At 55.1% G+C, this 276-nt stretch carries 1 protein-coding gene; it reads left to right on the top strand.

Features of this window, described 5'->3' with window-relative positions:
* Nucleotides 1-222: hypothetical protein (locus CSR02_RS16810; protein ID WP_208616803.1), on the top strand; the 222-nt coding region annotated here is incomplete at its 5' end.
* Nucleotides 223-276: the final 54 nt, after the last annotated feature.

The raw sequence follows: 276 nt of genomic DNA on the forward strand, positions 1-276 counted from the left end.
TTCACGCCATTCAGCCAGGGTAAGTCCTGTTTCCGGCGTTCTTCCTATCCGAAAACGGTGAACGGGGACGCAATTTATTGCGTGGCCGTGAAGCGTTGCCGGCGCAGCCGGAAAACCGGTTTTCAGCACGATCAGGAATCGGGTTCGTCGACGGCCGGCAATCACGTTATGGCACGTCGCCGGACGACTCACCACACGATTCACCGGCGATTCGACTCGTGACTTGACTCTAGAGTCGTCAAGGTCAAAAAAACACCAAAGTGACGATTCGACTCT

The organism is Acetobacter pomorum, from assembly GCF_002738225.1.
Lineage (GTDB): Bacteria > Pseudomonadota > Alphaproteobacteria > Acetobacterales > Acetobacteraceae > Acetobacter > Acetobacter pomorum.